The sequence below is a fragment of the Agrobacterium sp. DSM 25558 genome (assembly GCF_900100825.1).
GTDB lineage: Bacteria > Pseudomonadota > Alphaproteobacteria > Rhizobiales > Rhizobiaceae > Agrobacterium.
Genome location: NZ_FMUD01000040.1, coordinates 18522 through 44428 on the forward strand (window position 1 = coordinate 18522; position 25907 = coordinate 44428).

At 57.9% G+C, this 25907-nt stretch carries 26 protein-coding genes and 1 pseudogene; 21 read left to right on the forward strand and 6 right to left on the reverse strand.

Annotation, left to right across the window (positions count from 1 at the left end):
- Positions 1–68: 68 nt before the first annotated feature.
- From DSM25558_RS23880 to DSM25558_RS23900, 6 genes are all read left to right on the forward strand, one after another.
- On the forward strand, positions 69–2138 hold the full coding sequence (locus DSM25558_RS23880) for a LysM peptidoglycan-binding domain-containing protein (RefSeq protein ID WP_077107154.1): 2070 nt from the start codon (positions 69–71) through the stop codon (positions 2136–2138).
- Between the two features lie 120 nt (positions 2139–2258).
- Positions 2259–4145, forward strand: coding sequence for an ABCB family ABC transporter ATP-binding protein/permease (locus DSM25558_RS23885; RefSeq protein ID WP_077107155.1), 1887 nt, complete (start codon positions 2259–2261; stop codon positions 4143–4145).
- 150 nt (positions 4146–4295) lie between these two features.
- The gene (locus tag DSM25558_RS23890) at positions 4296–4994 is read left to right on the forward strand and encodes a phosphatidylserine decarboxylase (RefSeq protein WP_077107156.1); all 699 of its coding nucleotides are present in this window, start codon (positions 4296–4298) and stop codon (positions 4992–4994) included.
- A 24-nt stretch (positions 4995–5018) separates the two neighbouring features.
- Entirely contained in the window at positions 5019–5876 is an 858-nt protein-coding gene (locus DSM25558_RS23895; protein ID WP_077107157.1) for a CDP-alcohol phosphatidyltransferase family protein, read from the forward strand.
- 181 nt (positions 5877–6057) lie between these two features.
- Positions 6058–6192 (forward strand): hypothetical protein, encoded by a 135-nt coding sequence (locus tag DSM25558_RS29685; RefSeq protein ID WP_256387093.1) that lies wholly within the window; start codon positions 6058–6060, stop codon positions 6190–6192.
- Positions 6193–6469: 277 nt separating this feature from the next.
- The gene (locus DSM25558_RS23900; RefSeq protein ID WP_077107158.1) at positions 6470–7768 is read left to right on the forward strand and encodes a GGDEF domain-containing response regulator; all 1299 of its coding nucleotides are present in this window, start codon (positions 6470–6472) and stop codon (positions 7766–7768) included.
- Positions 7769–7780: 12 nt separating this feature from the next.
- On the opposite strand, the gene DSM25558_RS23905 is transcribed toward DSM25558_RS23900, so the two are convergent.
- Both DSM25558_RS23905 and DSM25558_RS23910 read right to left on the reverse strand, forming a co-directional pair.
- Positions 7781–8542: an SOS response-associated peptidase gene (locus DSM25558_RS23905; RefSeq protein ID WP_077107159.1), complete on the reverse strand. Its 762-nt coding sequence runs from the start codon at positions 8540–8542 to the stop codon at positions 7781–7783.
- 3 nt (positions 8543–8545) lie between these two features.
- The gene (locus tag DSM25558_RS23910) at positions 8546–8869 is read right to left on the reverse strand and encodes a YnfA family protein (protein WP_077107160.1); all 324 of its coding nucleotides are present in this window, start codon (positions 8867–8869) and stop codon (positions 8546–8548) included.
- Between the two features lie 117 nt (positions 8870–8986).
- Between DSM25558_RS23910 and DSM25558_RS23915 the strand changes: the two genes are divergently transcribed.
- The 8 genes and pseudogenes from DSM25558_RS23915 to DSM25558_RS23950 all read left to right on the forward strand — a co-directional run bounded on the left by DSM25558_RS23915 (position 8987) and on the right by DSM25558_RS23950 (position 13770).
- Positions 8987–9667 carry a glutathione S-transferase family protein gene (locus tag DSM25558_RS23915; RefSeq protein WP_077107161.1) on the forward strand — a complete coding sequence of 227 codons (681 nt, stop codon included), beginning with the start codon at positions 8987–8989 and terminating at the stop codon, positions 9665–9667.
- A 37-nt stretch (positions 9668–9704) separates the two neighbouring features.
- Positions 9705–10124 carry an NUDIX hydrolase gene (locus DSM25558_RS23920; protein ID WP_077107162.1) on the forward strand — a complete coding sequence of 140 codons (420 nt, stop codon included), beginning with the start codon at positions 9705–9707 and terminating at the stop codon, positions 10122–10124.
- Positions 10125–10240: 116 nt separating this feature from the next.
- Complete coding sequence (locus DSM25558_RS23925; protein ID WP_244554296.1) at positions 10241–10609, forward strand: TIGR02301 family protein; 369 nt, start codon at positions 10241–10243, stop codon at positions 10607–10609.
- Between the two features lie 104 nt (positions 10610–10713).
- The gene (locus DSM25558_RS23930; RefSeq protein ID WP_077107164.1) at positions 10714–10971 is read left to right on the forward strand and encodes a hypothetical protein; all 258 of its coding nucleotides are present in this window, start codon (positions 10714–10716) and stop codon (positions 10969–10971) included.
- Positions 10972–10985: 14 nt separating this feature from the next.
- Positions 10986–11714 carry a hypothetical protein gene (locus DSM25558_RS23935; protein ID WP_077107165.1) on the forward strand — a complete coding sequence of 243 codons (729 nt, stop codon included), beginning with the start codon at positions 10986–10988 and terminating at the stop codon, positions 11712–11714.
- Between the two features lie 73 nt (positions 11715–11787).
- On the forward strand, positions 11788–12636 hold the full coding sequence (locus tag DSM25558_RS23940; protein ID WP_077107166.1) for a CAF17-like 4Fe-4S cluster assembly/insertion protein YgfZ: 849 nt from the start codon (positions 11788–11790) through the stop codon (positions 12634–12636).
- A 2-nt stretch (positions 12637–12638) separates the two neighbouring features.
- Positions 12639–13250, forward strand: a complete 612-nt coding sequence (locus DSM25558_RS23945; protein WP_077107167.1) for a YfbR-like 5'-deoxynucleotidase — start codon at positions 12639–12641, stop codon at positions 13248–13250.
- Positions 13247–13770: pseudogene (locus DSM25558_RS23950) on the forward strand (tyrosine phosphatase family protein). Before DSM25558_RS23945 ends, DSM25558_RS23950 begins: the two are co-directional and overlap by 4 nt.
- Before the next feature lie 122 nt (positions 13771–13892).
- On the opposite strand, the gene DSM25558_RS23955 reads toward DSM25558_RS23950, so the two are convergent.
- A complete protein-coding gene (locus DSM25558_RS23955) occupies positions 13893–14711 on the reverse strand; it encodes an EF-hand domain-containing protein (RefSeq protein WP_077107168.1) in 819 nt (272 codons plus the stop codon).
- 280 nt (positions 14712–14991) lie between these two features.
- Here DSM25558_RS23955 and DSM25558_RS23960 point away from each other — a divergent pair, with 280 nt between their 5' ends.
- From DSM25558_RS23960 to DSM25558_RS23970, 3 genes are read left to right on the forward strand one after another with little or no spacing between them, the layout of a single operon-like run.
- Positions 14992–15813, forward strand: coding sequence for a mechanosensitive ion channel family protein (locus tag DSM25558_RS23960; protein WP_077107169.1), 822 nt, complete (start codon positions 14992–14994; stop codon positions 15811–15813).
- Between the two features lie 51 nt (positions 15814–15864).
- A complete protein-coding gene (locus DSM25558_RS23965; RefSeq protein ID WP_077107170.1) occupies positions 15865–16161 on the forward strand; it encodes a nucleotidyltransferase family protein in 297 nt (98 codons plus the stop codon).
- Positions 16162–16181: 20 nt separating this feature from the next.
- Positions 16182–16517 (forward strand): HepT-like ribonuclease domain-containing protein, encoded by a 336-nt coding sequence (locus DSM25558_RS23970; protein WP_371480493.1) that lies wholly within the window; start codon positions 16182–16184, stop codon positions 16515–16517.
- A 9-nt stretch (positions 16518–16526) separates the two neighbouring features.
- On the opposite strand, the gene DSM25558_RS23975 is transcribed toward DSM25558_RS23970, so the two are convergent.
- The 3 genes from DSM25558_RS23975 to DSM25558_RS23985 all read right to left on the reverse strand — a co-directional run bounded on the left by DSM25558_RS23975 (position 16527) and on the right by DSM25558_RS23985 (position 19352).
- Entirely contained in the window at positions 16527–17345 is an 819-nt protein-coding gene (locus tag DSM25558_RS23975; RefSeq protein WP_077107172.1) for an ABC transporter permease, read from the reverse strand.
- On the reverse strand, positions 17342–18130 hold the full coding sequence (locus DSM25558_RS23980; RefSeq protein ID WP_077107173.1) for an ABC transporter ATP-binding protein: 789 nt from the start codon (positions 18128–18130) through the stop codon (positions 17342–17344). Before DSM25558_RS23980 ends, DSM25558_RS23975 begins: the two co-directional genes overlap by 4 nt.
- 181 nt (positions 18131–18311) lie before the next feature.
- Positions 18312–19352, reverse strand: a complete 1041-nt coding sequence (locus tag DSM25558_RS23985) for an ABC transporter substrate-binding protein (RefSeq protein ID WP_077107174.1) — start codon at positions 19350–19352, stop codon at positions 18312–18314.
- A gap of 285 nt (positions 19353–19637) precedes the next feature.
- Between DSM25558_RS23985 and DSM25558_RS23990 the strand changes: the two genes are divergently transcribed.
- Genes DSM25558_RS23990 through DSM25558_RS24005 form a run of 4 tightly spaced genes read left to right on the forward strand, consistent with a single transcriptional unit; the run spans position 19638 to position 25566 of the window.
- On the forward strand, positions 19638–21212 hold the full coding sequence (locus DSM25558_RS23990) for a VOC family protein (protein ID WP_077107178.1): 1575 nt from the start codon (positions 19638–19640) through the stop codon (positions 21210–21212).
- Between the two features lie 45 nt (positions 21213–21257).
- On the forward strand, positions 21258–24020 hold the full coding sequence (locus DSM25558_RS23995) for a DUF2339 domain-containing protein (protein WP_077107175.1): 2763 nt from the start codon (positions 21258–21260) through the stop codon (positions 24018–24020).
- A gap of 53 nt (positions 24021–24073) precedes the next feature.
- Positions 24074–24715, forward strand: a complete 642-nt coding sequence (locus DSM25558_RS24000) for an HD domain-containing protein (RefSeq protein ID WP_077107176.1) — start codon at positions 24074–24076, stop codon at positions 24713–24715.
- Positions 24716–24723: 8 nt separating this feature from the next.
- Positions 24724–25566 (forward strand): MOSC domain-containing protein, encoded by an 843-nt coding sequence (locus tag DSM25558_RS24005; RefSeq protein ID WP_077107179.1) that lies wholly within the window; start codon positions 24724–24726, stop codon positions 25564–25566.
- The last annotated feature ends 341 nt before the right edge of the window (positions 25567–25907 follow it).

A 25907-nucleotide genomic window follows, 5' to 3' on the forward strand; every position in this document is an offset into this window, starting at 1 on the left:
TTGTGCGAGCACGACTTAGACGCTAGCTATCGCAACGTAAAGACAAGAACGTTACCCGGAGATAGACAATGAACAATAAAAGGGCCGGACTGCTGGCGCTTATCGTGCTGGGCGTCGCGACGCTGCTCATGGTCTTCTTCGTTCTTCCACGCATGTCCAGCGACGACAAGCCGATTGGTGATGTGATCAATCAGGCGGGCAACGACGTAAAGAACAGTGTGGAAATGGGTGGCGAAAAGGCAGGCGATCTCTTGTCGGATGCCGCCAAGGACACAGAAAACGTCGCCGAAAAGGTCGGTCGCCTGGCGGAATCGGCAAACCAGTCCATCAAGGATATGACCGGTCGCTTCGCGGACAACAAGGTGCCTTCCAATGAAGAATTTGCCGCTGCCCGCAAGAGGGTCGAGGACTCGCTGAAGGAACTCGACAATGTCGCTATTCCCGAATCTCTGGATGAGACCACCTCGCGGCTGATCACGACGGCGCGCACTGCGGCCGAAAGAACAATCGCCTTCCTGCGTGGCCTGCCTGCAGATGCATCCGCCGCTGCCGCTCAGGTCCGTCGTCTCGGTGGCGTCTTCGCTGGCACCGATGATGGCGCACCGGTTCCGGAAAAGCCCGCGACCGCTCCCACGCCTGCGTCTCCCGCTGCTGCCCCGGCTTCGGCCCCAGCAGACGCGGCAAAGGTGCCAACCTTCGATGTCCTTCGTGTCGAGCCAAATGGCTCCGCCGTCATCGCTGGCAAGGCCGTGCCCGGCTCCAAGCTCGAAATCGTCAATAACGGTCAGGTGATTGCGCAGACGAAGGTCGAAGGAAGCGGTGATTTCGTTGCTGTCCTCGACAACCCGCTCAAGCCCGGTGACCACGAAATCATTCTTCGCTCCACCGGCACGGATGGCAATGCGGTGCAGTCTCAGGAGACCGCTACGGTTTCCGTACCTGCGCAGAAAAACGGTGAGCTTCTTGCCATGGTAACGACACCCGGCAAGGCAAGCCGCCTGATGAGCGTACCGGAAGGCGCGCCCGCTACAGACACTGCGCAGACCACGCCTCCAGCGACAGCGGCGCCTGCACAGCCACAAACGGCACCTGCCACACCGGCGCAAAATGGCACAACGACGGCGTCGCCAAGCCAGACGCCTGCGGCCACGCCATCTGAAACGCCGACCATTCGTGTTCTGGCTGTCGAATTCGAAGGTTCCAAAATCTTCGTTGCGGGCTCCGCACCTGCCGGTGCAGCCGTGCGGGTTCTTGTGGACGACAAGCAGATCGGTAACGGCAAGGCCGAAGCGTCCGGCAGTTTCGTGATCGAGGGCGATGTCGATCTTTCGGTCGGCAATCACATCGTGACGGCAGAAGCTCTGGATGCGGCTGGCAACGTCACCGTTCGCGTGCGGGTTCCGTTTGCGCGTCCAGAGACAGATCAGGCAACCGTTGCCATGCAACAGACACCGGCACAGCCATCTGCCCCTGCAAATGGCACCGCTGCACAAACGCCTGATGTGGTCAGCGATCGCTCGGCCTTCGAAGCATTGCGCATCGATGTGACCAAAGCATTCTCCATTCTTTCAGGGCTCTACAAGGACGGTAACACGCCTGCTCTGGAAGAGGTTGCCGCTGCAAAATCTGCGACCGCAATTGCTCTGCGCTCCTTGTCCGAGTTCCGTACTGCCGCAACCACGGATACGGCGTTTACGACTTTCGCCGGTGACATTGCCGCCAAGGCGCGTGCGCTGTTCACGATCATCGACGGATTGCCGAACAATGTTGCAGCGGTTGGCAAGCAGATTGCCGGATTGACGGATCGCTTCGCAGAACTGAATGCGCCAGCACCTGCTTCTGCCGATGCCCCTTCCGCTCAGGCTCAGGCTCCGGCACCAACGACGGGTCCGAAGACATTCGAACAGGCACCGCTTGCCCATAGCGATAGCGCCGTGATCATTCGTCGCGGCGATACGCTGTGGCAGATTTCGCGCCGCGTTTATGGTCAGGGCGTTCGTTACACAACGATCTATCTCGCCAATCAGGACCAGATCAAAAACCCTGACCTCATCGAGCCGGGCCAGATTTTCGGTGTTCCCGAGAGTGCCTTGCCGAATGCGGAAGAACTTCACCGCAAGCGCATGATGGGTCGCTGATCTCGGCGCCGCCAGGCATTGCAATCGTGTGATGTCACCCTTATTTAGCGTCAAGACGGCGGTCCGGATCAGCGGGTCGCCGTTTTGCTGTCTGCACTCTGGCAGACGCCGGAGCATGATATGACCGACCAGAAAAAGACGATTTCAGCGGATGCGGGCAACCCGCTGCAGACCATCATCAACCTGTGGCCCTATATGTGGCCGCAAGGCAGGCCGGACCTGAAGATGCGCGTGGTTTGGGCAACCTTCTTTCTCATCCTCGCCAAGTTCGTGCTGATCTCTGTTCCCTACTTCTTCAAATGGGCGACGGATGCGCTGAACGGCAAGCTGGATATGGCGGGTCTCTTGCCCGTTTTCCTGCTGGGCGCCGTGGTGCTGGTCATCGCCTATAATCTGACGCGCCTTGTCCAGATCGGTTTGAACCAGTTGCGCGACGCACTGTTTGCCAGCGTCGGCCAGCATGCGGTTCGCCAGCTTGCCTACAAGACATTCGTGCATATGCACCGGCTGTCGCTGCGCTTCCATCTGGAGCGCAAGACGGGCGGCCTTTCGCGCGTCATCGAACGTGGCACGAAGGGCATCGAAACCATCGTCCGCTTCACCATTCTCAACACCGCGCCGACGTTTATCGAGTTTCTGCTGACGGCCGTCATCTTCTGGCTGTCCTACGGCTTCTGGTATGTGGCGGTCACGGTCATCACCGTGTGGGCCTATATCTGGTTTACGGTCAGGGCCAGCAACTGGCGCATCGGTATTCGCCGCTCCATGAACGACAGCGACACCGACGCCAACACCAAGGCGATCGATTCTCTGCTGAACTTCGAAACGGTCAAATATTTCGGCAACGAGCAGATGGAAGCCAATCGTTTCGATGCCTCCATGGCGAAATACGAGAAGTCGGCCACCGCCATTTGGACGTCACTCGGCTGGCTCAACTTCGGCCAGGGCGTGATTTTCGGCATCGGCTCGACTGTGATGATGGTCATGTCGGCAATGGCGGTGCAGCGCGGCGAACAGAGCATCGGCGATTTCGTTTTCATCAATGCGCTGCTGCTACAGCTTTCCGTGCCGCTCAACTTCATCGGCTTCGTCTACCGCGAAATCCGCCAAGGACTGACCGATATCGAAGAGATGTTCGATCTGCTGGAAGTTCAGGCGGAAGTGGTGGATGCGCCGGATGCGACGGAATTGCAGATCGGCACCGGTGCGCTCTGTTTTCGCGATGTACGCTTTGCCTATGACCCGGAACGTCCGATTCTCAAGGGTATTTCCTTCGATGTTCCCGCAGGCAAAACGGTCGCCATCGTCGGGCCGTCGGGTGCCGGAAAGTCGACGCTATCGCGTCTGCTTTACCGCTTTTACGATATTCAGGATGGCTCGATCACCATTGACGGTCAGGATATTCGCGGCGTGACGCAGAAAAGCCTGCGCTCTGTCATCGGCATGGTTCCGCAGGATACGGTGCTTTTCAACGATACGCTGGCCTACAATATCCGTTACGGACGACCGGATGCGACTGAGGCTGAGGTCTTTGCGGCGGCGAATGCGGCGCAAATCAGCGGTTTCATCAGCAAGCTCCCGCATGGCTACCAGACCATGGTGGGTGAGCGCGGCCTGAAGCTTTCCGGTGGAGAGAAACAGCGCGTTGCCATCGCCCGCACGATTTTGAAAGCACCGCCCATTCTCATTCTCGATGAGGCGACCTCGGCGCTGGATACGCATACGGAACAGGAAATCCAGAGCGCGCTGGATGTGGTGTCGAAAAACCGCACCACCCTCGTCATCGCCCACCGCTTGTCGACCGTTATCGGCGCGGACGAGATCATCGTTTTGAAGGATGGAATGATTGCCGAGCGTGGCACCCACGTGTCCCTCATTGCCTCCGGCGGGCTCTACGCCTCCATGTGGAGCCGCCAGCGCGAAGCCATTCAGGCCGAGGAACGGCTGCGCGAAGTGCGTGAGAAAGACGATCTGGGTGTTGTAGACCGTGGAGAACCCGCGCATTGAGCGGTATAACCCGTTGCGCGCAAGCGGAACACATTGCCCGTGACACGGTTTGCCTGTAGTCACCTATGCGTGTTTTATCGCGTTAGAACATGTATATCGGCGTCAAACAATTATATATGCAGCGATAACCAATTCGGAGAAGAAAGATCAATGAACCTGTTCGACACCATTCGTAACACCATCGTGCCGATCCATAAGGAAGGTTATGTTTTCGTCGCCGCCTTCTTCATCGCATCGCTGGTGCTTGGCTGGATAGCCGAACCGCTTTTCTGGGTCGGCCTCGTTCTCACCCTCTGGTGCGCCTACTTCTTTCGCGATCCGGAACGCGTAACGCCGCAGGATGACGATCTGATCATCAGCCCTGCCGACGGCAAGGTCTCTGCCGTGATGACAGTCGTTCCACCGCTGGAGCTGGAACTGGGCAAAGAACCGATGGTTCGCATCTCCGTTTTCATGAACGTCTTCAACTGCCACGTAAACCGCGCACCAGTGCGCGGCCGCATCATCAACGTTGCCTATCGCCCCGGCCTGTTCCTCAATGCCGAAGTCGACAAGGCATCGGAAGACAATGAGCGCAACGGCCTCGTCATCGAGACCGCACATGGCAAGGTCGGCGTCGTGCAGATCGCCGGCATGGTCGCCCGCCGCATCGTTTGCTGGGTCAAGCCGAACGAACCGGTCGATGCCGGTGAACGCTTCGGGCTCATCCGCTTCGGTTCGCGCCTCGACATCTTCCTGCCGGAAGGTTTCCAGCCACGCGTCTCCATCGGCCAGACAGCCATTGCCGGTGAAACCGTTCTGGCGGAATTCGGCTCGGCCAAGGGGCCGCTCGTCAGCCGTCGCGGCTGATAGAACGACAGGGAGGCAAGTACCATGGAAACGCCGACGTCTGAACCAAGCATCAACGGCAAGCCAGAGATTGACACGGATGGCGGACGCGGGCCGCGTTTGCGGGAAATCCCACTCCGTCTAGTCATTCCCAATCTCGTCACAGTTCTTGCCATTTGCGCAGGTCTGAGCGGCGTTCGGCTGGCCTTTGAAGGCCGGTTCGAACTGGCGGTGGCCATGGTTCTACTCGCGGCGTTTCTGGATGGTGTCGATGGCCGCCTGGCGCGCATGATGAAGGCGACGTCCAAGTTTGGCGCGCAGATGGATTCGCTGGCTGACATCGTCAATTTCGGCGTCGCCCCTGCCCTTGTCGTTTATGCCTATCTGCTGGATCAGGCGCGTTCGCTGGGCTGGATTGCCGCCCTCATCTACGTCATCGCGGCGGGTCTTCGTCTGGCGCGGTTCAACGTCATGATCGAGCGTGAAGTCAAAGCACCCTGGCAGAACGAATTCTTCGTCGGCGTACCAGCGCCGATGGGCGCGATGCTGGTGCTTCTGCCCGTCTATCTCGGCTTCATCGGCGTCGAAGCCGGCAAGACATTCGCTTACATCTCCGCTGCTTACACGGTATTGATCGCTTACTTCCTCATCAGCCGTCTGCCGGTCTGGTCCGGCAAATCCGAAAGCCGCATTCGCCGCGATCTGGTGCTGCCCGCCATCCTCATCGTCGTGCTGTACGTCGCGCTCTTGATGAGCTTCACATGGGAAGTGCTGGTTCTTACGGTTCTCGCCTATCTGATATTCTTGCCGTTCAGCGCTCGCCTCTGGCACAAACGCTTCGGCACCTTGACGATCGAGGATGTTCATGACGATCACGGCGGCGGCATGGACCGAGGTCTCTAGCTCGCTCGGACAACCGCCAGCTTCATTGCGGCGGTATAATGTCTGTGGGTGAACACGAAATGTCGCAGTCTGCAATTTTCAATTGATTAAAATTGCCTCGAATTCGTCACGATTTCCTTCGAGAGAGGTTATCAGCAACGCAGTCAGATCGACGCGTTCAAGGGGAACTTCGGAGACTGACATGAGCGAGACGAAAAACACCGAATCGGCGGCAAAGCCTGATCTTAACAGCCACTACAGACCACTTGGTCTAAAGGCCGTAGCAGCCGCTGCGATGATGCTGACACGCAAGCCGAAAGAGCCAAAGGCGGCCTGATCTTCAGCGGTATTCGCTCATAAACTGACCAGAACTGGCACCCTTCGAGGTGCCATTTTTATTGGCCCTTCACACAGCCGTGAACTCGATATGTGCTATTTTATCGTACAAAATTGGGCTCTTCACGAAAAAGTAAAACAGACTAAATACATATTAAATTTTACAAATCGCGACGCCTTTTCGGATGATTGTTTCTGCACTGTTTGCTGCAACTGAGCTTTTCAGCCTAACGAAAACAATGACTCCGCAATTCGTTTTCGGAAGTTGAGACCAGGTCATGCAGGATAAAATTCTTCTCATCGAAGATTCCGTTGCTCTATCCATCTTGCTCAAAAACAAATTGGCAGACGATACTGCAGCGGAGGTTTTTCACTGCGAGAGCCTGAAGGAAGCCTCCGGCCTGCTGACGCAGCACAATTTCACCCTGGCGTTGACCGGGCTGACAGTTGCCGATGCGCCAAACGGTGAAATCCTAAATTTGCTGGAGAAACATAAAGTCCCCACCATCGTCTTCACGGCGACCGTGGATGAAAGAGCGCGGCAGCATTATGCCGAAAAGAAAATCATCGACTATATCGTCAAGGATGGACGCCGTACGGTGGATACGGTGGTCAAAACCGTCGAGCGGATTTTGACCAACCGTCAGTTTTCTATTCTCGTCGTCGATGACGCCAAAGCTGCGAGATCAAGTCTCGTGGAAATTTTGACGCGGCAGAATTTCAGCGTGCGCGAAGCCTATTCGGGCGCACAGGCGCTGGACATCTTATCCGGCGATTCCTCGGTCCAACTGGTGATTACCGATTACTACATGCCTGACATGGACGGCTATGAGCTGACGCGCCTCATTCGTGCAAAACGTTCATCCGAGGATATTCGGATCATTGGCGTTTCGTCTTCCACAGACCGGATGCTGTCCGCACACTTTCTCAAGGCTGGCGCATCGGACTTCATTTACAGGCCCTTCGTACCCGAGGAGTTGCAATGTCGCATCGACAACAATGTCGAAACCTTGAAGCAATTGATGCGGCTGCGTGAACTTGCGGAAAAGGACCACCTGACCGGCCTGCCCAACCGGCGCTCGTTCTTCGAGCAAGCGGATGTCCTTCTCGACGCATTGAAAAACAGTGACCGGACAATCAAAAGCGGCGCAGTCGCTATTCTGGATATCGATCACTTCAAGCAGATCAATGATACATTTGGCCATAATGCCGGTGATAAGGCGCTGAAGAAACTCTCGCAGCTGCTCTCCAGCTTCTGCGGGCCGCAAGACCATATCGTCGCCCGCATCGGCGGCGAGGAATTTGCGATCTTCCTCAAAGGACTGGACGGCGAGAAGGCGCATGCTTTTTGTGAGCGCCTGCGTATGGAAGTCGAGAGCAACGGCAAGGCTTTGAGCGGTACTGATATTGCGCTCACGATCTCCGTGGGCGTGGTGGAGGTCGAAACGGGCGGCTCCATCGACCACCAACTGACGGCAGCGGACCAGTTGCTTTACGTCGCAAAAGCCAATGGACGAAACCAGGTTTATTCCGACGTCACCATTCGCAGCGAAATGCGCGAAATCGACCGGCGATAACGGCTTTCTCGCTCAGAACAACGACATTTGCGCATCGTCTCTGGGTGCTTGTTTTGGTGCGGGAGCCAGCACTTCCGCCACCGGCTCAAGCAAATCCGCACCTGTATTGGCGACCTTGTTGACTTTATCAGACACCGGGATCATTTCGAAGAAGTCCTCGTCGGTCGCCCTCATCAGATCAACAATATCGCGCGGCTCCTGCGTTTTGCAATCCAGCCACCGGCTGAAGTCCTCGGGTGAGATCACCACCGGCATCCGGTCATGAATGCGCGCGATGGAGCGGTTTGCGGATGTCGTGAGGATTGCGCCAGTATCCACCTCCGAACCATCGGCAGAGGACCACGTCTCCATCAACCCGGCGAAGGCAACGATACCACCCTTTTTGGGCTTGATGTAAAAGGCCTGCGGCTTTCCACCCTCTTCCTTCGCCGGTCTGCGCCACTCGTAAAATCCCGTGGCGGGAATGAGAACGCGCCGGTGGCGCATGGCGGCGCGAAATGACGCCTTGCCGATGGCCGTTTCGGAGCGGGCGTTGATCAGCAGCGGAAATTCCTTGGGGTCTTTCACCCAACCGGGCATGAAGCCCCAGCGCACCAGCATGGCCTGCCGGTTCGGCAGATTGCTGCCCGGTTCAGGCTGCGTGCCTTCGACCACGATGAGAATGGGCTGGGTCGGCGCGATGTTGAACCGCGCCGGAAAATCCTCCAGCCCGATCAAATCCAGATAGTCCGCTACCTCTTCCGGCGAAGCATTCAAGACAAACCGCCCGCACATGACTTAGCCTCTCGGTCCAAAAAGAATGAGCGATGCACCCGCCAGACAAACAACGCCGCCCGCCACATCCCAACGATCCGGCACATGTCCTTCCACACTCCACAGCCAGATCAATGAGGCAACAATATAGATGCCCCCATAAGCCGCATAGGCCCTGCCCGCCGCCTCTGTCGGTACCAGCGTCAGCAACCACGCAAAAGCTGCGAGCGAAATCATCCCTGGCAAAATCCACCCGCCCGATTTTTCCATGCGCAGCCACACCCAGAACGCAAAACATCCGGCGATCTCGGCAAGCGCTGCGGCAGCGTAGATAAGGTAGAGTTTCATTCCGTTTTCCAGCCAAACGACGGTGTGGAATTTTCGATTCCTTTGGCGCATCATATCGAAAGCAATCCGATATTGAATGCCGCGTCTTAACGATCATCACTTATTGGAACTGGTGCCATGACCCTTACGCTCTACCTTCATCCGCTCTCATCCTTCTGCCACAAGGCTCTTGTTGCGCTTTACGAAAACGAGACGCCTTTTGAAGCAGTTATGGTCAATTTTGGCGATTCAGAATCAAGAGAGGCGCTGTTTTCGCGCTGGCCGATCGGCAAAATTCCCGTGCTGCATGATAGTGTGACCGGCATGGATATTCCGGAAACCAGCATCATGATCGAATATGTGCAGCAGCACTATCCGGGTGCGGTGCGGCTGTTGCCCGTGGATGCGGAGCAGGCGTTGCAAGTGCGGCTGTGGGACCGCTTCTTCGATCTCTATGTCCATATGCCGATGCAAAGGATCGTCGGGGAGCGGCTGCGTCTGGCCGATTGCCTCGATCCGCATGGCGTTTCGGAAGCCTTTGCGATGCTGGACAAGGCCTATGCCGTTCTTGAAAAGCACATGGCAGGACGGCTGTGGGCGGGCGCGGATCATTTCTCCATGGCGGATTGCGCGGCATCGCCTGCCCTGTTCTACGCGTCGATCCTTCATCCGTTCAAAGATGACATGCCGAACACCGCCGCCTATTTCGAGCGACTGATGGAGCGCCCTTCAGTCAAGCGCACGATTGCCGAGGCGCGGCCCTATTTTCAGTATTTTCCCTACAACGAGAAGATGCCGCCACGTTTCCTGCAAGGTTGAGCGCATAATGGGATGCATAACCTTATAAGGACACTGCATGCCCATGCCCCAACCTGCCTCTTCCGCAATCGTCCGACGTGGTGACCGTGTGCTGCTCGTGCGGCGCATCAACCCGCCATCACAAGATATGTTCGCCTTTCCCGGCGGTCGCGGCGAGCCCGGAGAAACACCAGACGTGACGGCGCTGCGCGAACTGGAGGAGGAAACCGGCATCATCGCCCGTCATCCACAGCTTTTCGCGACCTATGATCTGCCGAGCCATGACGCCGACGGACATTTGACGAGCCATTTCTTCCTTTCGGTCTACACTGTGGAAGCGGATGCCGAAGCCGCTGTGCTGGCGGCGGATGATGCTGCGGATGCGGGCTGGTACACGCTGGAGGAAATCCGCAGCCTGCCCGCGCCTGACAGCGTTGTGGAATGCGCTGAACGTTTGCTGGGCCAGTTGCAATGCTGAGCAGAATCGCGGCTAGTTGTGCACACGTTGTCAAAACGACATGTCGGGTAATGCGTAAACTGATGAAACCACGGATTTTGCTCTCACTGCTTTTGGGTCTCGGCATGGCCTTGCCGATGACATCGCAGGTTGGTGCGCAGCCGTCGGTAAAATCCGTTGCACCACCGCCTGCCAACAAGCCTGCCCCTTACGATAACCAGATGGCGCGGCTGTCTGAAATACTGGGTGCGGTGCAATATCTGCGCACGATTTGCCCGGCTTCCGGTTCGGAAGAATGGCGCAAGGCGATGAACGATCTGCTGGTGGCGGATACCGCCAGCGAGCCGGAGCGCAAGCAACGCATGACGGCCGCTTTCAACCGCGGATACCGCACATTTGCGGCGGTTCACACCACCTGCACGTCGGCTGCCATTGCAGCGGAAGAGAAATACCGTATCGAAGGGGCAACACTGGCGCAAGAAATCGCGTCTAGGTTTGGAAATTAGAGGTTTATTAACCTCTTTTGGCCGCAGGCCGTGCCGTTTTGATAAAAGACTGTTAGAGTTGTTAACAGGGTGGTAACGAGTTGCCTGCCTGTCGAGGATGAAAGATGCAAACAAGCCGTAACGAAATCCACGATATGATCGTGCATGAAAAAATGCAGGTCGCTCTGGAACATCAGAACGAAGCATGGGCCGATGGTATGGCCGATGGCATCGAGCCGGAGATCATCGCAGACGCCGCTATTGCTCTGGCCATGCGCGAAACCGTCCGCATGCATGGCGAAGCAGGCGCTGAAGCCATGCTCGAATCGCTGCGTCAGCGGATGCTCGAGGGCGAATTCTCCCCTCACCGTATTATTCAGTAAGCCGGAGTTCAGTCATGTCTTGCTTTAGCAAGGGGCTTTTGCGCTCTTCTGCCGCGCTTTCCTTGATGTTGTCGCTGGCCGTTGCCAGCGTGCCCCATGGTGCCTACGCGCTTTCCGAGCTTCGCCCGGCACCGGACGCTGCAAGTGAGAGCGAAAAGCCCGCAGACAAGCAGCAGCCCGTTGAACCGAAAGCAGTGGAAGGTGATTCGGACGGCATTCCCCTGCCGGATCCGCTGGTGAACCGCTCATCCGGACAGCAGACCGACGCGCCGCAGATTTCCGCACAGATCGAACATGACATCAGCAAGGCACCGGAACCCGTGCGTCGCCTGCGCCAGCTCATCATTGATGCCGCCTCCACTGGCGACATCGAAAAGCTGCGTCCGCTCGTCAATACCGGCCCTAACCAGGCCCGCGTGGATGGTGACAACGGCAACGACCCAATTGCCGCTCTGAAAAGCTTTTCCGGTGATCCCGACGGGCTGGAAGTGCTCGCCATCATCATCGACCTCCTCTCCACCGGTTATGCACGTGTGGATGCTGGCACCCCGGATGAAATGTATGTCTTCCCCTATTTCGCTGGAAAGTCGCTGACGACGCTGACGCCACCGGAAAAGGTGGAACTGCTGCGCATTATCACGGCAGGCGATTTGGCCGACATGCAGGAATATGGCAATTACAGCTTTTACCGCATCGGCATCTCGCCGGATGGCCAGTGGAAGTTCTTTAGCGCCGGCGACTGAGGTCACAACGCTTGCTGTTGATGCTCAAAAACCCTAACTGTTCGGGTGACAACCAACCCGAACGGTAAAGCACATGTCCTCCGCCTTCTTAGCAGACCGCGCATTCATTCATGTCTCCGGCACCGGAGCCACGGATTTCCTGCAAAATCTGATCACGCCCGATCTCGACTCACTGCCTGAGAGCGAAGCACGCGTCGGCGCGCTGCTGACGCCGCAAGGCAAGATCATGTTCGAATTCCTGATCTGGCGGAATGGTGACGGTTATGTTGTGGAAACGGGTGCCGACCAGCAGGACGCGCTGCTGCGTCGCCTGACCATGTACAAGCTGCGCGCGCCGGTGGATTTGAAGGCGGACGAAGCCAAGGGCGCTAGCGTATTCTGGGACGAAGCCCCACCCGAAGGTGCCGTTAAAGATAGTCGTTTCGCCAAGGCCGGCATAGAACTCTATCGGCTACCTGGTTCTTCCGCCCCTGGCGAAGCCTCCACCTATGATGCCCTGCGCACCGCCAACGGCATCGTCATCGCTGGTATCGATTACGCGCTGAGCGACGCTTTTCCACATGATGTCCTAATGGACGTGAATGACGGCGTGTCGTTCAAAAAAGGCTGCTTCGTCGGTCAGGAAGTCGTCTCGCGCATGAAACACCGTGGTACCGCACGACGCCGCGTGGTCATCGTGACCTCTGAAGCTGAACTCCCCGCTACCGGCACGGAAATCGTCGCGGGTGGCAAACCTATCGGCACGCTTGGCACCGTCAGCGGGAAGCAGGGTCTGGCCATCATCCGCACGGATCGCGCCGCAGATGCCATGGCGGCTGGTACGGATATCACCACGGAAGGCATCGCCGTGACCGTTACCCTGCCCGCATGGAGCGGCCTCAGCTTTTCCGCTGTCGATCCGTCAGCCACTGCGGAAGACTGAGCGTGGCGACCTCAAAAACACCCCGCGCATGGCAGCGCATGCTTTCCGGCAGGCGGCTCGACCTGCTGGACCCCTCACCGCTCGACGTGGAACTGGCGGATATCGCCCATGGTCTTGCCCGTGTGGCGCGCTGGAACGGCCAGACGCACGGCGACCATGCTTTTTCGGTTGCGCAACACAGCCTGATCGTCGAGACGGTATTTTGCCGGATGAATGCTGCTGCCACGCCTGACGATATGCTGATGGCGCTGCTGCATGATGCGCCGGAATATGTCATCGGCGATATGATCTCCCCGTTCAAATCCGTGGTCGGTGGCGGCTACAAGAGCGTGGAAAAGCGGCTGGAAGCCGCCGTGCATCTGCGCTTTACCCTGCCGCCGCATGCCAGCCGCGATCTCAAGGACCGAATCAAGAAGGCGGACACTGTGGCCGCCTATTTCGAAGCGACCGAACTTGCCGGGTTTTCCATGGCGGAAGCACAGAAGTTTTTCGGCCTGCCACGCGGTATCACCAAGGACATGATCGAGATAGACCCCGTGCCGGCCCTTGAAGCCCAAAGCCGCTTCATCGAGCGCTTCGAGGCCATCGATGTGCTGCGAAAGGGCAAGGCATGAGCCAGATCGTTGTCTGCCCTCTCTCCCGTATCGCGGAAATGGCCGTGCGTCATAAATCGCGGGAAATGGTGACGTTGATTGCCAAGGAGCAGGCCTTTCATCGCCCTGCAGTGATTTCCGCAGACCGGCATCTGACGCTGCAAATGAACGACATCACCTTCAAAGGCACCGACAAGCTGATTGCGCCTGACGATCTGCATGTTCAGCAACTGTCGATTTTGCCCATGGCTGGGACCAATCGGCCCCGCTGCTGATCCATTGCTGGATGGGCGTTTCCCGCTCTCCGGCAGCGGCCATTATCGTCGCTCTCGCGGTCCAGCCCGAGCAGGACGATGCGGCCCTCGCCGCACGGCTTCGCACCGTCTCCCCCTATGCCACACCCAATGCCCGCATCATTGAAATCGGCGACCGGCTGCTGGGTCGTGGCGGTGCTCTGATTGCCGCGATCAAGACAATTGGGCGCGGTGCGGATACGGATGGCAACGTGCCCTTCGTGTTGCCAATTGCCGAACCCAGTTAGGGCCTTTGGCGACAACGAACGGACTGGCATGATTTTATCGCGGATAAACCGGGAGCGCGGTGCACCCTCCCGGTTTTGCGAAATTAAACGGCCGCATAACATGCGACAGGTCTGTCACCAAATCAGACGCTGATAGCCTGCAAAGAGACATCCTCGTCACTGTTGACGGCCTGGTAGGCCCTGGCAATTTCTTCCAGACGCGAGATGAGATCGTCAAGCGAACTGCTGCCTTCGCTGCTGGCCGTCTCATTGGACATAGCTGGCGGCGGAGGGCCTTGTGGCTGTTCCTGTGCCTTCAGCTCTTCCACGCTGATTGTACCGTCACCATCGCTATCGATCGCACCAAATAGGTTGGTCGCCATATCCTCTGTCACGTCATCGGGACGCCCGGCTAGAAACTCGGCCTGAGAGACAACACCGTCGCCATCCGTATCGAGCGCGGAAATATCGGCAGAAGCCGCTTCATCGCTATTGAATTCGCCTGGAGGAGGAGGTGGCGGGCCGTTACGCCCCGACTCCTTCGTTGCCAGTTTTTCTGCGCTGATGGCACCATCGCCGTCGCCATCCAGATGCGTAAAGAGCGTATCGGACATCTCCTCCGTGAAATCATCAGGCCGACCTGCAGAAAACTCGGCTTGAGAAAGCGCACCGCTTCCATCCGTATCAAGACCGGAAAAATAATCGGCGTCGGATTGCTCACTCGTATCGCTCGACGCTGCACTTTGCGAAAGATTGAGGACGAGGGTCATCAAGGTCGATAGGAACTGGTTGATCGCGCTGCTGCTATCTGCGCTGTCGGAACTTACATCTGAGCTTGCGGAAGAGCTACGCGACGAGGATGCGCTGCTCTCATCGTAATCGACAGTGCTCTCGCTCGTTTTTCCGAGGCCACCAAGGCTTCGATTATATTGATAATTGGAAACAGATGAAATGGTCGTCATTAATGGTCTCCCTGTCGGAGCAAATTTTTTCAAACATTTTGGGGGGACATGTTCGCGCCACGCAATAAATGCGAACGCGTACACGCTAATGTGATTCACGCTCAAAACCAAAAGAATTTGTTAACCATTATTTTTCATAATTATGCAGAAAAAACTAATAAAGTTTTAAGGATTTTGCTCACGTGAGAGCCCTGTCGCGGCATGGTTTCGCATCATAGATGGAGCAAAACGGGCATCACGTCGTTACCATTTCAGAAACAACAGCAGGAGACTATGATTGATGGACCAGCAGGCAACCGATATTATCGTCGCATCACAGGCGGCACTTCGCCAAGCAAGCGCGCTGATGGTTCAATATTCCTTCTCGATCGTCGGCGCTCTTATACTGCTCATCATCGGCTGGGTTGCAGCGATGTTGTTACAGCGCTGGTCCTATGAAGGACTTTCCCGCATCCGTGGTTTCGATGAAACGCTGGCGCGTTTTTTCTCAGGCATCGTTCGTTATGTCGTCCTTATTCTCGTGCTCGTCATGGTGCTCGGCCAGTTCGGCGTGCAGACCGCCTCCATCCTCGCTGCACTGGGTGCCGCAGGCTTGGCCGTTGGCCTCGCACTTCAGGGGACGCTTCAGAACATCGCCGCCGGCATCATGCTTCTAGTGCTTCGCCCGTTCCGCGTCGGTGAATATATCGAAACCAGCGCTGTTACCGGCACCGTCGTTGAAATCGGCCTCTTCGCCACGGAGCTGAAAACCAGCGATGGCCTCTACCGCCTAGCACCCAATTCCACGCTCTGGAACGTGCCAATCACCAACTACAGCCGCTTCCCCTCCCGCCGCCACGAACTCAGCGTCACCGTGCCAAAGGGCGAAAGCACCGCCGATGCCCAGGACATGCTGATGACCATCGCCCGCTCCGACAGCCGCGTGCTTCTGGACCCCGCGCCAACCACTTTTATCGATTCCGTCAGCAATGACGGCGCGACGGTGACATTGCGTTACTGGGCCCGCAGCGAAAACTGGTTTGCGACTACCCGCGACGTGACCAAGGCGCTGAAGGCAGCGTTTGATGAGCGGGATGTGCAGGTGAGTGCCGAGGGCGCTTAGGCACCGTTTATTGAAGTAGATGGCGCGCGACACATGGTATAAAGTTCCATCATGGAAAAAGCCGTTGCCATAGAAGAGCTCAAGCGACGCGCCGATGCGGTAAAGCGCATGGGCGCTACGACGCTTTACCTGTTCGGATCGACAGCACGGGATGAGGCGCTGATTTCCAGCGATCTGGACCTCTTTATCGATTACGATCCCGCAAAGCGCTTTTCGCTTTTTGATCTTGTCGGCATCAAACAGTTTCTGGAAGAAGAGCTATCGGTAAGCGTGGATGTCACCACGCGCACCAGCCTTCATCCAATGCTGAAAGGCGACATCGAACAATCCGCAATCCGGATTTTCTAATGGTCAAACGCAGGGTAGATTTGGTTCTTGTCGAGATGCTGGATGCAATTAATGGCATCGAGGTGCATACAACCGGAAAGACCATAGAGGATTTCGAACGCGATTGGTTGCTGAAGCTGGCCATCCAGCGCGCATTGGAAATCATCTCGGAGGCCTCCCGGCACATCCCCGACGATTTACTGACCACCGTACCTGACGTGCCCTGGAAACAAATTCGCGGCGTCGGAAATGTCCTTCGCCACGAATATCACAGGGTTGCCGACGATGTCGTTTGGGCGGTTGTGACCGAACACATCACACCGCTCAAAAATGGCGTTCAAAGCATTCTGGATACCTTGGAAGAGACGCGCTCCTAACGCTCTCTTCTACTGCCCCATCGTGGACCGGTGCGCCCAGCCTGTCATGCGTCTCTCAACCCACGCCATCAGTGCGTACATGACGATGCCTTCTACGGCCAGCATCAGCAGACCGGCGAAGACGAGCGGCACGTTGAACTGGCTTTGGGCCGAGCTCATCATGTTTCCCAAGCCGTAGTTGGAGGCGACGGTTTCTGACACTACCGAGCCGACGAAGGCGAGTGTGATGGCGATTTTGAGGGAGCCGAAGAAATAGGGCATGGAGCGGGGAATGCCGACTTTCAGCATGATGTCCATTTTCTTCGCGCCCAGCGCCCGCAAAACGTCCTCGGTTTCCGGCTCGATGGTGGCAAGGCCGGTCGCGACGTTGACGACGATGGGGAAGAAGGAAATCAGAAAGGCCGTCAGCACCGCAGGTACGGTGCCAATGCCGAACCAGATGACGAGGATGGGCACCAGCGCGACTTTGGGAATGGCGTTGAAACCGATCATCAGCGGATAAAGCCCGGCATAGATGGTCTTCGACCAGCCGATGAAAAGGCCGATTCCCAGCCCGGCAACCACTGCCAGCGCAAAGCCGAGCGTCGTCGTGTACAGCGTTTGCAGCGAGTTTTTCCAGATCGGCGACCAGTATTGAATGATGGCCTGGCCGACCCGCACCGGTGATGGCAAAACGGTCTGCGGCATTTTCAGCGCATAGACCAGCAGTTCCCACGCAAGAAAAAGCGCAAGGGTATAGAGCCAGGGGGCAGCCTTGACCCAGTTCACACGGGCGACCAGCGGCAAGCGGGGTTCCTTGGTAACGGTGTTTTCAACAACCGCGCTCATGCCGCCACCCTCGCCTTGGCGATCTCACCGTGCAATTGCTGAACCATTTCGTTGAAGCTCTTTTCATACATCAGATCGAGTTGGCGCGGGCGGGCGAAAGGCACCTTGTGTTCCGCCAGCACCCGGCCCGGTCGTGCGCTCATCACGAAAATCTTGTCGGCCAGAAATGTTGCCTCACGCAGATCATGGGTGACGAGAATAATGGTGACGCGCTTGGCGGCGTGCAGATCCCTGATGACGCACCACAATTCCTCGCGGGTGAAGGCATCCAGCGCGCCGAAGGGCTCGTCCAGCATCAGCAAGTCTGGCTCGTGGATCAAGGCGCGGCAGAGATTGGCGCGCTGCTGCATGCCGCCGGAAAGCTGCCATGGAAACTTGGAGCCAAAGCCTTTCAGTCCAACGATTTCCAGCAGACGCTCCGCCTTGGCGACATATTCAGCCTTGTTCGCCCGCAGTCGGTGGCGGTGTTTTTCAACGATTTCCAGCGGCAGCAGAATGTTTTCCAGCGTCGTGCGCCATGGCAGCATTGTGGGGTTCTGAAACGCCATGCCGACGATGGACACCGGCTCCGTCACCTGCTTGTTGGCGACGATGACATTGCCTTTTTGCGGAATATGCAGGCCGGTGACCAGCTTCATCAAGGTCGATTTGCCGCAACCGGATGGACCGACGACGGCGGCGAACTGGCCCTTTTTGACCTTGAGATCAAGACCTGAAACGGCAAGCGTACCAGATGCCCCGCCATAGCGCATATCGACGCCATCGATTTCAACCAGATGAGGCATGCTTGTTCCTGTCTTCACTTTCTCGGAGAGCCGTTCTTTTTTCCGTCATTCCGGCCCTGAGCCGGAATCCAGCGGCACCGCGTCTGCGGTGCGAAAGAGTCTTTTGCGATCAAGGACTTGATCGCACTGGACCCCGGCTCAAGGCCGGGGTGACGGCAGTCTTAAGGTACTCGACACACCATCAAGGCAACAGGCGCTCATTCTTCGGCGGCAGATAGCTGGCGTCGAAAACCTGCTCGGCCTTCACATTGCCCTTGAGGCCGACGGAGACTTTCAGCGTTTCCATGGAAGCTGCCAGACGCGCCGGGTCGACGCCGCCCATGCCATTCTCCACCACGTAAGGTGTCTTGATGTTCATGGCATTGGCCATGGTCAAACGCTGCAATTCGATATCGCTGTTCAGCGTTTCGTTGCGCTTCAACACGGCGGCCACGCCCTCTTCCGGGTTCTTGACCGAATCGGCAAAGCCCTTTGCCAGCGCCTTCAGAAAGCCCTTCACGGCCTCAGGGTTTTTTTCTGCAAAATCAGTGTTTACCAGCACGGCATTGCCATAGAGATTCAAGCCGTGTTCGGCCATCAGAATGGTGGCGATATCGTCATCGGCGATGCCCTGTGCCTTCAGGTTCAGAATGACGGAGAAAGCGAAGCCGAAGACGGCATCGACGTCACCCTTTGCCAGCATAGGCTCGCGGACCGGAAAACCGATGGACTGAATATCGATCTTGCTGTCATCGATCTTGGCGACCTGCTTGAACGCCTTCCACTGCGCAAAGGCACCATCCGGCGGCGGTGCGCCCAGCTTTTTGCCTTCCAGTGATTTCGGATCACCCGTGATGCCCAGCGACTTGCGGCCCACGACCGCAAATGTCGGGCGCTCGTACACCATGTAGACGGCCTTAATCTTCTGGGTCGGGTCTTCGTCCAGGAACTTCATGACGGAATTGATGTCACCAAAACCCATCTGGTACGCGCCGGTCGCAACGCGCGGGATGGCCTCGACCGAGCCATTGCCGCTATCGATGGTGACATCGAGCCCTTCGGCCTTGAAGTACCCCTTGTCCAGCGCCAGCAGGAAACCGGCGGATGGACCTTCGAACTTCCAATCGAGTGTGAATTTGATGGGTGTTTCCGCGAAGGCTGGTATTGGGGCAGTTGCGATCGTTGCAAACATACCGATAGCGGCCAAAGCCGCTGTTTTTGAAAACAGCCTTCGCGTCAACATTCTGATTTTTTCCCTCTGGAGATTTTTATCTCGTTGGGACCATACAAACCAATTTAAATTCGGATAGCAAGCGAAAATCGCACATATTTTGCTCAAAATTTATGTCGCATAAAATATAATCAATAAGCTTCACGCTTGCGTGCAGACCGCATATTTCGCAGGCAATAGAGAAGACTGTCACGTCATTGTTCACAAAATGAACACATCGTTCTCCTGGCGTGGGATTGCCAAAAAGCTTTGCTCGAAGAACATACCGCCATGAATGAAGACACGGAGACACCGCTCATGACATCGGCCCTTGGCATCCACCACATCACCATGATTACCCGCAAGGTGCAGGCCAATGTGGATTTCTACGTCGGCTTTCTGGGCTTGAGACTGGCAAAACGCACCGCCGGCTTCGAAGATGCGATGCAGCTTCATCTGCTTTACGGAGATCATGCCGCCTCTCCCGGCTCCCTCTTGACATTTCTCGTCTGGGAGGATGGGGCGCAAGGCCGGGTGGGTTATGGCCAGACGCTGGAAGTTTCGCTCGCCATCGATCCCGCCAGCATCGGTTTCTGGCTGACGCGGGCGCTGTCTGCCGGCATCCGCACCGAAGGTCCGATGGAGGAATTCGGTGAGCCGGTCATTCGCCTGAAAGACCCCGATGGCATCATCCTGAAACTCGTCGGCACCCATGCCTTTCCAGAAGCGATCCCGCATGAAGCGCCCGGCATTCCGCTGGAACATGCCATTCGCCGCATTCGTGGCGCAACCATGCTGAGCGAAGTGCCGGAGGAAACCGAAAGCTTTCTGGCCAAGCATTTCGGCTATATCAGCGTCAGCCAGCAGGGCGCTATCCGCCGCACCGTTTCGGCCTCTGGCGATATCATCGATATCAGGGATGCCACCGGCTTCTGGTCCAGCGCACCCGGCACCGGCACGGTGGATCATATCGCCTTTCGTGCGGCAGATATGGACGAGCTGAACGAAACGCTCCAGGCGTTGAAGTCGCTCAACTCCTCGCCCACCAATGCGCATGATCGCAAATATTTTCACTCGCTTTATGCGCGCGAGCCCGGCGACGTGCTGATCGAGATGGCGACGGATGGACCCGGCATGACGGTGGACGAACCGTTTGAGACGATGGGCGAGCAACTGTTCATCCCGCCGCTGTTCATGCGCGATGAGGAGGACGTGCGCGTGGCGCTGCCGCAGTTCGCGCTGCCGGGTGAAGAACGCGTCATCTACCGCGACCTGCCCTTCGTGCACCGCTTTTACACACCGAAAGAGCCGGATGGCAGCACCATCATCCTGCTGCATGGCTCCGGCGGCAGTGAAACCAGCCTCATGGCGCTCGCCCACACGGCCAATCCGCATGCAACGCTGCTGGGCGTGCGTGGACGCAGCACGGAAGAAGGCATTGCCCGCTGGTTCCGCCGTTTTGCCGATTCGACTTTCGATCAGAAGGATATTGTCTCGGAAGCAGAAGCCTTCTCTGTCTTCATGGAGGGGACGATGCAGGCCTATGGTATCGATAAAGGCAAGCTCAGCTTCATCGGCCATTCCAACGGCGCAAATTTCCTTGCCGCTTTCTTTGCGCTCTATCCGCAATTTGCGGCAGATGCGTTGCTTTTGCGGCCCATGCCGGTGCTTGAACACTGGCCGGAAACCGATCTTTCGGCCACGCGATTGACGCTGGCGGTTGGCGAAACGGACCGTTACCGCGACAAAGGCGAAGCATTGAAACAGTATATCACCCGCGCTGGCGCGGAGGCCGAAGTGGCGCTTGTTCCGCATGGCCACGAGTTGGGACTTGATGATGTCGAGCTTGCCAAACGATGGGCAAACGCATTGCCCACAACCGGACTTGCATAAGCGGCTAGAAAAGGCTTAAAAAACAGGACCATATTCGGGGTTTTTATGACACTGTTCCTGTTTCTGCTTATCATCGGCTACGTCGTCGCCTTCTTCTACACGTTGAATGCGAGCATCAAAAACTCCAGACGGCTTTTGCTTGTCGAGACGGAGTTGACGAAGCTCAAAGCGCAGATCGCTGCGGGCGGGGTGGCAGCCCTCCCCGCGCAGGATGCAATAGCAGCCGAAGAGCAGCCGCCCGTCGACGCAGCCTTCCAAGCTGATTCTGCGCAGGAAGTATCCGAAGAAGATCAGGCAATCGCCGCGCGGGCTGCGGCAGATGAGCCGGTAGCGGATGACGCGTCGGAAACCTTCACCTTGCCTGCCACGCCCGCACGCCCGAAAGAAAGCTTCGAAAGCAGGCTGGGTGCCCGCTGGGCGGTTTGGGCCGGTGGCCTGGCGCTGGCGCTGGGCGGCATTTTCCTCGTCAAATACTCCATCGAAAGCGGTCTTCTCAGCCCCGCCGTGCGGCTTTCCATGGCAGCAATCTTCGGTCTTCTGCTGGCAGCCGCCGGTGAAGCGATCCGTCGCAAGGTTGTGCCGGGCATTGCCAGCGCCTATTCCAATGCCATGATTCCCGGCGTGCTGACGGCAGCGGGCGCGCTGACTTTGTTCGGTGTCACCTACGCGGCATACGGCATTTACGACTATATCGGGCCGACGACGGCATTCGTCATACTGGCGCTTGTCGGCTTCGCCACCATTGCCCTGTCGCTTCTCCATGGACAGGCGCTGGCCGGGCTCGGTCTTCTCGGCTCCATGGTCACACCGGCGCTGATTTCCACCGAAAGCCCGAATATCTGGGCGCTGTTCGGCTTCCTGACCGTCTCGTGGCTTGCCACGGCAGGGGCCGCGCGACGCCAGCGGTGGCATGTCGTTCCCGCTCTCGCCAATGCCGGGTTGGGCCTGTGGGCTATCGGCTACATGGTGTTTGCGCCCATTATCGAGGCCGAACCCGTTGTCGCCAGCCTGATGGCCATGATTGCCGGTTCAATCTGGATCTGGCCCGGGAAATACCCCGGTCAGCCGCGTGACATGGCAATTTATACGCCACGTTCGGACAGCTATTTCCCTGTCGTTGCAGAATTGCTCGGCCGGCCGCCGGCCAGCCTTGGTGTGACCCTGTCTTTGGCCGTCGTGCTGCCGGCGCTGGCCTTCTCGGTCATTGAAACTGCCATCACGATGCACCCGGCCTTTGCGATGGCCGTTCTCATTATCGGTCTGGCGGCGCTGGGTGCTGGCCGTAACTACGCCATCTGGCCCGCCATCTTCGCGTCGCTGGCGGCACTCGGCTGCGCCAATCTCCTGGCCGGTTTCGGCATCAATTATCTTCCGGTGCTGGGTGATGCCACGACCGCGCTTTCCACTGCTGACGCGGTTGCCGTGCAGGGACCAGTCACGCGGATATTGGGCATTTTGTTCCTGCTGTTCTCCTGGCAGGCCGTTCGGAGCAAGACGTCAAACGACCCGTCCTTCGGAACTCTCTGGGCCGTCATTGGCTCGGTCGTCCCGCTCGGTCTCGGCATCATCAGCTTCGTGCAATATGGCAACCTGACGCGCGACTGGCTGCACGCCGCCTATGGCCTGTCGGTTGGCCTCGTTCTGCTGGGTAACGCCTACTGGCTGGACCGCAAACGGGATGACGCTTTCGTCATGCCTGTCAACACCATGGTGCTTGGCTCGTTTCTGGCCTTCACCTTCGTCGTCCACACGCTGACAGAAGGGCTCGCGACGACCATTCTCATCCCTGTTATCGGCTTTGCCTATGTGCTTGCCACGCGTCAGCGCTCCTGGGCGGCGCTGCCATGGGTCATGGCGCTGGCCAGCCTTTTCGTTCTCGGTCGTATCGCCTGGGAACCCACCATCGTCGGCCCGCAGAACCTTGGCACGACGCCGGTGTTCAACGCGCTGCTGCCCGGCTACGGCATCCCGGCACTACTCGCCATCGTATCCGCATGGCTGTTGCGCGACTGGCCGGGCGTGCGGGCAAAGAATTTCCTGCAAGCTATTGCCAGCCTCATGGGCCTGCTGGCCATCGCCATCCTCGTGCGCCATGCCATGAATGGCGGCGTTCTCAACGACTCGGTGCCGACGCTGGGCGAACAGTCCATCTACACGCTGCTGACCATCGGCATGTCCGGCGTGTTGATGACGCTGGATTTGAAAAGCCCAAGCCCCATCTTCCGTTATGGCTCCATGCTGGCGGGCGTCATTGCCATGTTCAACGTGCTGGTCGCGCATTTCTTCGCGCTCAACCCTTACTTTACCGGCGAAGGCACCGGGCCGTGGCCGTTCCTCAATCTGCTGCTGATCGGTTATCTGCTTCCGGCCTTGGCCTATGGCGGTCTGGCCTGGTATGCGCGCGGCAAACGCCCTGTAGCCTATGTCACGCTGCTGGCTCTCTCCGGCGCGGCACTTGGTTTCGCATGGGCAACGCTGTCCGTGCGCCGCTTCTGGCAGGGCGAGAACATCGCGGACTGGAAGGGCTTCCTTCAGGGCGAAACCTACAGCTATTCCGTGGTCTGGCTGGTCATCGGCGTGCTGCTGCTCGTTCTCGGCTCACGCTTCAATGCCAAGAGCCTGCGGCTGGCCTCCGCGGCTCTGGTTCTGCTGGCTGTCGCCAAGGCTTTCCTAATCGATATGAGCAATCTGGAAGGCGTGTTGCGCGCTTTGTCCTTCATCGGTCTGGGCGCCGTGCTGATCGGTATCGGCCTGTTCTACCAGAAGATATTGACCGCCCAGCCAAAGCCGGAGGAAGCGCAGGGGTGATTGCGCCTGCTTTGCCCGCGTCTTAAAAGCAACCGTCCAGACGGGGGAATCACATGCAGGCACAAGCCTTTGCGCCTTACGAGCAGCTTGCCGAAACGCTGATACCGCATGCGGCGGAAGGCGACGACGGATCGCACGATCTGGCGCATATCCACCGCGTGTTCCGCAATGCCATGCGCATTCATGCGCAAGAAGGCGGCAACGGCACGGTGCTGGCGGCAAGCGTGTTGCTGCATGATTGCGTGGCCGTGGAAAAGAACTCCCCATTGCGCGCGCAAGCCTCACGTTTGGCGGCGGAAAAGGCCTCCCATATACTGCGTGACCTTGGCTGGGAGGACGCTGATATCGAGGCCGTCGCTCACGCCATTCTGACCCATAGTTTTTCCGCCAATATCGCGCCGCAAACGCTGGAGGCGAAAATCCTTCAGGATGCGGACCGGCTGGATGCCATCGGCATGGTGGGTGCGGCGCGCTGTTTCTATATTGCGGGGCGTATGGGCTCGGCCCTTTACGATCCCGCCGATCCGCTGGCAAAAAACCGCCCGCTCGACGACCGGCGTTTTGCCATCGACCATTTCGAAAACAAGCTGTTCAAGCTGGCAGACGGTTTCCAGACCGAAACCGGACGGCAGATCGCCAAGGACCGGCATGAGCGGCTGCAACAGGTGCTTGACCTGTTTCTGGATGAGATATGAGGCCCATGATGCGCATTACCGAACTCAACATCTACCCGCTGAAAAGCGCCCGCGGCATTTCGCTGGCCGAAAGCCCAATCAGCGCCGAGGGCCTACCCGGCGACCGCCGCGCCATGCTGGTCGATCCATCCGGGCAATTCATCACCCAGCGCGAGCTGCCGCAAATCGCCACGATTACCGTACGGGCTGAGCAGAACGGTTTTCATCTCTCGGTCGATGGTAAAGGCCAGGTCAACGCTGAACCCTCCGATGCCCGCATTCATGCGACCGTGTGGAAATCCGTGGTGGATGCCGCCGTTGCGACCGATGATGTCAATAACACCCTATCCGGCTGGCTTGGGCGGGATGTAAAGCTTGCCTTTTTCGATGAGCAGTCAAGCCGCAGCGCTAGCCTAGAATGGACCGGCAATGATACGCCCGTGACCTTCGCGGATGGCTACCAGATCCTCGTCACCACCACGGCATCCCTTGCCGCTCTGAACGAAAACATGGCCGCCAATGGTGAAGACCATGTCGGCATGGAGCGCTTCCGCCCCAATATCGTGCTGGAAACCGATGAGCCCTGGGCAGAAGACCGCTGGGCTGCGCTCGAGATCAACGGCATCCGCTTCGATCTCGTCAAGCCCTGCGCCCGCTGCATCATGACCACGCAGGATCAGACCACCGGCTCCCGCGACGTACCCTCTCCCATGAAGGCCATGGGCCGCCTACGCATGTCCGCCGACCGCCGCGTCCCCGGCCCGCTGTTCGGCTGGAACGTAACACCGCGCGGTGAAGGCGCGATTGCGGTGGGAGATGTGGCGAGGGTTTTGGAGGAGCGCGCCGAGGGGTGGGCGTTCAAGAGGCGGTGAGAGCGTTTACGTCGTAAGGCGATTATAGTGAATGTCAGAGTGTGGGGCTTACCCCCCTTGTAACTTCCCTTCGCCGTCCTTTGGCGTTTTAATGCCCTGTGCGGTGGCGGATGTGAGACCGAAGCCCCTTAGGGACACCAAGCCCGTGGCAGAGCCCGGTTGTGCATCCGCCGTTCCATCGAACCCGAACAGTCGCCAGGGCCGCTTGCGCGTGCAAAGCCCGATTAGGCAAGGATGGGATAAGATGGATATTATCGTTGGTATCGACGTGTCGAAGGAGCGTCTCGACGTTGCGGTTTCACCCTCTGGTGCAAGCTTTTGTGTCGGGAACGACCATGATG